We start from the raw sequence: 6,489 nt of genomic DNA on the forward strand, positions 1-6,489 counted from the left end.
CTTCTGCACCGCAGAAGCGTGCGAGGGCAAAGGGCAAATCCTGCGATGCACAAAGGACCTCTGTGTTTTCCAGTGCACTGGCTTGGGCATTGAACGTGCGTACCGATTGTGCGCAAGTCGGAGTGTCAACGCTGGGGAAAATATTCAGTACCACACGTTTGCCAGCGAGATCCGCTGAGGAAACCTCTGATAAATCTGTCTTAACCAGTTTGAACGCTGGTGCTTTGCTGCCTGCAGCGGGCAAATTGCCATTGGTGTTGAATGGGTTTCCTTTGAGGGTAACTGTTGCCATTGAAATACTCCTGAACGATGGGGATGGATTTGTTGTGGTTTTTTTGTCATAGAAAAACGCTGCATGAAGCCTAGTTGATCGTGGCGAAAAAGGGAATTGCAATGGGCGCCACAGCAATAAAATCTTTCATTAACAAGCGATTGCTCTTACCTGATTGCTCGAAAACCTCAAAATTGCGCCTTGCATTGGTAAGGCAAAGTGATGATAATGCGCGCCTCTTGCGCTGGCCGCCTCTATCCGGGGCGATGTTATTAGCAAGCTGCAATGGTGATCTAGCCGGTCCCCTCGCAATGACGATCTGTAAACCCCGCCAGGCCCGGAAGGGAGCAACGGTAGCAGTAAGTTATGTGCCGGGGTGTGGCTGGTTAGGTCACCTCCAATCTTCTTCCCTGTTGCTTCCTCCTGGTTCCCTTTGCATCTTCGGGTTGTTTGCCATCAAACGCTTCTGTCTATAGCGATTTAATCCGGATTTCCATCGGTTTGAGTTGGTGTCTATTTCCGCCATTGGCCGCTATAATCGCGCCCTGTTTTTGGCAATTCGCCCCCTTTTGAATAGAGAGCAGCAATCGGCATGAGCTATCAAGTTCTGGCGCGCAAGTGGCGCCCGCGTGTGTTCCGCGAAATGGTTGGGCAGGAACATGTCCTGCAGGCATTGATCAACGCGCTGGATCACAACCGTCTGCATCATGCCTATTTATTTACCGGTACGCGCGGTGTGGGTAAAACCACCATCGCACGGATTTTGGCCAAGTGCCTGAACTGCGAAACCGGTGTTAGCTCAGAGCCCTGCGGCCAATGTTCCAGTTGCCGCGAAATTGCCGAAGGCCGTTTTGTTGATTTGATTGAAGTGGATGCGGCCTCGCGCACCAAAGTAGAAGATACCCGCGAGCTGCTGGAAAATGTTCAATACGCGCCGACTCGTGGTCGCTACAAAGTCTACCTGATCGACGAAGTTCACATGCTCTCCAACAGCAGTTTCAATGCGTTGTTGAAGACACTGGAAGAGCCGCCGCCCCACGTGAAATTTTTGCTGGCGACGACTGATCCACAAAAATTGCCCATGACGATTTTGTCGCGCTGCCTGCAGTTTAATCTTAAAAATATGAACCCCGAACGTATCGTTCAGCATTTGAAATTTGTGTTGAATGAGGAACTGGTGCCGTTTGAAGAATCAGCGCTTTGGCATCTTGGTCGCGCTGCTGATGGCAGTATGCGCGATGCCATGAGCTTGACTGATCAGGCTATCGCTTACGGCTCAGGCAAAATTACCGAAGCCGAAGTTAGCACGATGCTTGGCACCATCGACCAAACGGCGGTTTACGATATCGTCAATGCGCTGGCTTCGCTCGATGGCCGCGCGGTATTGGCAGCGGTTGAACGCATGTCTGAACAAGCCCCGGATTACGCCAGTGCGCTCGCAGAAATGTTGGCGGTGTTGCATCGCATTGCAATCGCACAGGCCTTGCCTGAAGCAGTGGATAACAGCCATGGCGATCGCGAGCGCATCATGCAACTCGCGCAGCAATTGCCATCGGAAGACGTGCAACTCTTTTATCAAACCGCGTTGTTAGGTCGCCGCGATTTGCCCTTAGCACCCGATCCCCGTGCCGGATTTGAAATGGTGTTGCTGCGCATGCTGGCGTTCAAGCCGCAAGGCGTAATGGAAGTGCCGACCCAGGCATTGCCGCAGTCAACCACGCCGATTAAACCCGCCGCTGTAGCGCCTGTCGCCGTGGCTAATGTTGTTGCCGCAAATGTCGCGCCCGCTGTTGCTCCAGTCGCTGCACCGGTTTCCGCAGCAGCGTCTGTACCGGCAGTAATGACTTCCCCATCAGTAGCAGCTACTCCTGCGTCGGTCATCCAGCCAGTACCGACAATTTCAGAGCCACCGGTATTTGAAGGCTCCTACGGGAATGAGTCTGATGATGATTATGTTCCGGCGGCGGAAGATGAATACGAACCAGCCCCTGCTTATTACGAAGCCCCGGTTGCAGCACCTGAGGTAAACGAACCAAAAAAGCCTGAGGCGGCTGAGCCGCCGTTAATAACAGGGGCGGCATCAGTTCCGGTAGTAATTGCGGAGCCAATCAAAGCTTCGGCATCCAAGGCGCTACGCAAAGTTCCCTACGAACAGGCGAGTCCTGCTGATTGGACGGAAATTTATCTGGGCTTGGGCGTGACGGGAATTTTGCAAAGCACCGTGGCGAATTGCCAGATGATCAATCGCCAGGGAAATGATTTTTATTTTGTGCTGGATAAAGCCAACAGTACCCTGTACGACGCCAGCCACGAAAAGCGTCTTGCCGATTTGCTCAGCGATTATTTTGTCGAGCCAGTGCATGCCCATATTCAATTGGGCGAAATTACGGCAGAAACTCCGTCGATGATGGCCATTAGGTTGCGTGAAGAGCGTTTGCAAGACGCCATTAGCGCGATAAAAAATGATCCTATCGTGCAGCAATTGATCGCGCAATTCGGTGCGACCCTGCGCGAAGAAACCATTCAACCTATTTAATCTATTTTATTTAATTTACGAAAGAGGATGCTATGAAAGGTCTTGGCGATTTGATGAAACAGGCTCAGGAAATGCAGGCCAATATGCAAAAAATGCAGGAAGATTTGGCCAAAGCTGAAGTGACTGGCTCGGCGGGCGCGGGCTTGGTGAGTGTGGTCATGACCGGACGTCACGATGTCAAGCGTGTACATATTGATGCAAGCCTGATGCCAGATGATAAAGAAATGCTGGAAGATTTATTGGCAGCAGCAGTGAACGATGCGGTGCGCAAAATCGAAACACAAAACCGTGAACAAATGGAAAAAATGACTGCCGGTATGGGAATTCCACCCGGTTTTAAAATGCCTTTTTGATTGTAGGGGCGCCACTTCCTGCGCCCTGATGTTATTGTTTTTTGGGCGCTGCAAGCGGCGCCCCTACAAAATTTGGAAACTGAATGTTCAGTCCGCTAATTGACGATCTTATGGCTTCGCTGCGCTGTTTACCCGGTGTTGGCCCCAAATCCGCACAGCGAATGGCGTTGCATTTATTGGAGCGCGACCGTGCGGGTGCCGAGCGTCTCGCGCAGAGTTTGCATAAAGCCGTTGAAGGTGTTGGCCGCTGCCAGCGTTGCCGCACGCTCACAGAGCAAACACATTGCGGTATTTGCGCGAATAATCGCCGCGACAACAGTTTGCTTTGTGTCGTTGAAACGCCGGGTGATGTTTTGGCGATTGAGCAAGCGGGAACTTATCAAGGAAAATATTTTGTGTTGCTCGGCCATCTATCGCCCATCGATGGTATAGGGCCTGAGGATATTGGGGTTGATCAATTAATTACTTTGTTGCAACAAGAACCCATCACTGAAGTCATTCTTGCAACCAATCCCACCGTAGAAGGTGAGGCGACGGCTTACTACATTAGTGAGCGAGCCAAGAATCTTAATGTGACTGTTTCGCGTATTGCCCATGGTGTTCCACTCGGCGGTGAGTTGGAATTTATCGATGGTGGTACACTTGCTCACGCTTTTTCCTCTCGCAGAAGTTTGTAATTTTAATGTTGATTCCGAGTGAACCTATCTGGATTGATCAGGATGATCAGTTAACTGAACTCTGCGCCACTTGGCGCAAACAAGCGGCGATTGCAGTCGATACCGAGTTTATGCGCAGCGATACGTTTTATCCTATCGCGGGCTTGCTGCAAATTGGCGATGGCAAAGGCTGTTATTTAATTGATCCATTGACGATCAGTAATCTTGCGCCGCTGCGCGAGCTAATGCTCGATACTGCGGTGACAAAAGTCTTGCATTCCTGCTCGGAAGACCTGGAAGTATTTCAGCGTTGGTTGGGTGTTGTGCCCGCGCCCTTGTTTGATACCCAAATCGCCGCCGCATTTGCCGGATTGGGTTTTAGTTTGGGTTATTCGGGATTGGTTAAAAGTGTGTTAGCCATTGAAATCCCCAAAGATGAAACTCGTTCCGATTGGTTGCAACGCCCGCTTAGCATCGCGCAATTAAATTACGCCGCGCTGGATGTTGCGCACATGTTAATTGTGTACGGAAAATTATTGCAATTGCTCAAGGCCAGCGAACGATTGGAATGGGTTAAAAGCGATTGTGCAGATTTGGTGACCAATGCGCGCAAGGCAGAAGATTATAGTGACGCTTACCAAAAGGTCGGTTTTGCCTGGAAGTTGCGCCCGCAAGAATTAGCGATACTAAAAGAGTTATGTATTTGGCGCGAACGTGAAGCACGTGCGCGTGATTTACCGCGTAACCGTTTAATCAAAGAGCCGTCGCTGTGGGAAATTGCGCGCAAAAAAGTTCAGGATCTGGCGCACCTGTCCAAGGTGCCGGATATCCCTTCGCGCACATTGAAAAATGACGCGGAAACCATTTTACAAATTGTGCGTGATGCGCTTGAGTTAGACGAATCGAGTTGGCCTGCGCGTCTCGATCCTCCACTCGCGCAGAGTGAAGGGCCGCTGATGAAAACACTAAAAAATTATGTGCGTGAATATGCAGAACAAGCGCAGTTACCGCCGGAAGTATTGATTCGCAAAAAAGATTACGAGCATCTGGTGCGTTCTGGAATGAATGGCGGTAAATACCAATTGCCTGCGCGTTTGCTGGGCTGGCGCTTTGCGTTGATTGGCGAAGGCTTGCTTGAGATCGCCCAAACACAATCACTGCAGTCTGACATTCTCTAAAGCGACGTTTATTGTTTATGAAAATTATTTGTGAAATTTATCGCAGCCCAAAAGAAGAGGGCATGTACCTCTACGTGAAAAAAGAAGAGGGCCTTAGCAAGGTACCCGAGGAGTTGCTAAGGGTGTTTGGTAAGCCCCAGCAAGCGATGGTGTTGTTGTTAACACCGGGCAAAAAGCTGGCTCACGCAAGCGTGGAAAAAGTGGCGGAAAGCCTTGAGAAACAAGGTTTTTATTTGCAATTACCGCCCCGCAACGACCGCGACCCGGAAGCCGAGCGGTTGCGCTCACTCAATTCCAAATTGTCGGGTCATTAATTCGGCCACTTTTTACCTATCTGGATAGACAATGGCACAACAGGTTTTTTGGCTCGCGAAAACACTTGAACAAATGTCGCCTGAGGAGTTTGAATCCCTGTGTGACGGTTGTGGCAAGTGTTGCCTGCATAAATTGGAAGATGAAGACACTGGCGATGTGTATTACACCAAGGTCGCCTGTCGCTATTTGGATCATGACACTTGCCGCTGTCAGGAATACACTGAGCGTCAGCGCTTGGTGGAAGCTTGCGCAGTGCTGACTCCTGCAAGCGTGCAAGATACTTACTGGTTACCGGAAACCTGCGCCTACCGGTTGGTGGCCGAGGGAATTCCTCTTTTTGACTGGCACCCGCTGATCTCTGGTGATCCCGAATCAGTGCACTCTGCCGGTATATCTGTGCGTGGCCGGGTTGTGCATGAAAACACCGTCGATCTGGATGATTTGGAAGACCATGTTGTACGTTGGGTTAATTAATCGACTGCGGTCACTGATGATGGGCCGAAAGGAGACTTGATTGTGGAAAATATGACTGACTATCAATATGCCTGGATGATGTACCTTATAGGTGCGATTGGTTGCAGCCTTGCAACTTGGTTATTGTTTCGTCGCGCCGGGCGCGCATGGGTACATTTTTTTGTTATTACAGTGATGGTGATTTTATTCACTCCTTATGCCATTGATGCTGAAAGCATGACCATGGCGCCTGCGATTTATACTCTGGTGTTTGGGTATATGGACGGTGGTTTTGTCATTATTAAACCGACGCTGAAAGTGATGCTGGGTTTTTGGATTGGTACCTTGGTTTTGTCGCTAATCTACCAATTGCTCACACGCGGTAAAACACATTCATCAAATGAACAGGATTATTCTAAAGGTCAATCTGCAAAGGGTTATGTGCATCCGGAAATACAGGATGATTACGACTTTTCCCCTAACACTCGTCGCACCGCCAGCACGCGTAACCTAAGCCGCGAGGAGCGTATTGCGCGCGATGAGTTGCTGCATGAAGAACCGATCCGCGCCGTTCGTTAAGCCTTATTCAGTTTGTCTAGTGCAATCAAAAGCCAGCCATAGCGCTGGCTTTTTGGTTTTTGACGAACCACTTTTTACAAAACTCCCTATTGCCCAAAATGGCGAATTGGCGGTGAGCTGCTATAACTAATGGCGATATGAGCGCAAA

Annotated in this window: 8 protein-coding genes and 1 other RNA gene; 8 read left to right on the forward strand and 1 reads right to left on the reverse strand. The window is 50.0% G+C overall.

Annotation, left to right across the window (positions count from 1 at the left end; genetic code table 11):
* Positions 1-292, reverse strand: a 292-nt coding sequence (gene tpx, locus ACWA6V_RS15015) for a thiol peroxidase (RefSeq protein WP_449523253.1), incomplete at its 3' end; no start/stop codon positions are given.
* Positions 293-566: 274 nt separating this feature from the next.
* On the opposite strand from tpx, the gene ffs reads away from it, so the two are divergent.
* From ffs to ACWA6V_RS15055, 8 genes are all read left to right on the forward strand, one after another.
* Positions 567-662, forward strand: an RNA gene (gene ffs / locus ACWA6V_RS15020) — signal recognition particle sRNA small type.
* A 201-nt stretch (positions 663-863) separates the two neighbouring features.
* Positions 864-2,807: a DNA polymerase III subunit gamma/tau gene (gene dnaX, locus ACWA6V_RS15025; RefSeq protein WP_449523254.1), complete on the forward strand. Its 1,944-nt coding sequence runs from the start codon at positions 864-866 to the stop codon at positions 2,805-2,807.
* A 32-nt stretch (positions 2,808-2,839) separates the two neighbouring features.
* Positions 2,840-3,160: a YbaB/EbfC family nucleoid-associated protein gene (locus tag ACWA6V_RS15030; RefSeq protein WP_449523255.1), complete on the forward strand. Its 321-nt coding sequence runs from the start codon at positions 2,840-2,842 to the stop codon at positions 3,158-3,160.
* 83 nt (positions 3,161-3,243) lie between these two features.
* Positions 3,244-3,837, forward strand: coding sequence for a recombination mediator RecR (gene recR / locus ACWA6V_RS15035; RefSeq protein WP_449523256.1), 594 nt, complete (start codon positions 3,244-3,246; stop codon positions 3,835-3,837).
* 5 nt (positions 3,838-3,842) lie between these two features.
* Complete coding sequence (gene rnd, locus ACWA6V_RS15040) at positions 3,843-4,994, forward strand: ribonuclease D (RefSeq protein ID WP_449523257.1); 1,152 nt, start codon at positions 3,843-3,845, stop codon at positions 4,992-4,994.
* 17 nt (positions 4,995-5,011) lie between these two features.
* Positions 5,012-5,308, forward strand: coding sequence for a YcgL domain-containing protein (locus tag ACWA6V_RS15045; protein WP_449523258.1), 297 nt, complete (start codon positions 5,012-5,014; stop codon positions 5,306-5,308).
* Positions 5,309-5,339: 31 nt separating this feature from the next.
* Positions 5,340-5,783 carry a YcgN family cysteine cluster protein gene (locus ACWA6V_RS15050; RefSeq protein ID WP_449523259.1) on the forward strand — a complete coding sequence of 148 codons (444 nt, stop codon included), beginning with the start codon at positions 5,340-5,342 and terminating at the stop codon, positions 5,781-5,783.
* Positions 5,784-5,834: 51 nt separating this feature from the next.
* The gene (locus ACWA6V_RS15055; RefSeq protein WP_449523260.1) at positions 5,835-6,341 is read left to right on the forward strand and encodes a hypothetical protein; all 507 of its coding nucleotides are present in this window, start codon (positions 5,835-5,837) and stop codon (positions 6,339-6,341) included.
* Positions 6,342-6,489: the final 148 nt, after the last annotated feature.

The sequence above is a fragment of the Cellvibrio sp. genome (assembly GCF_053579595.1).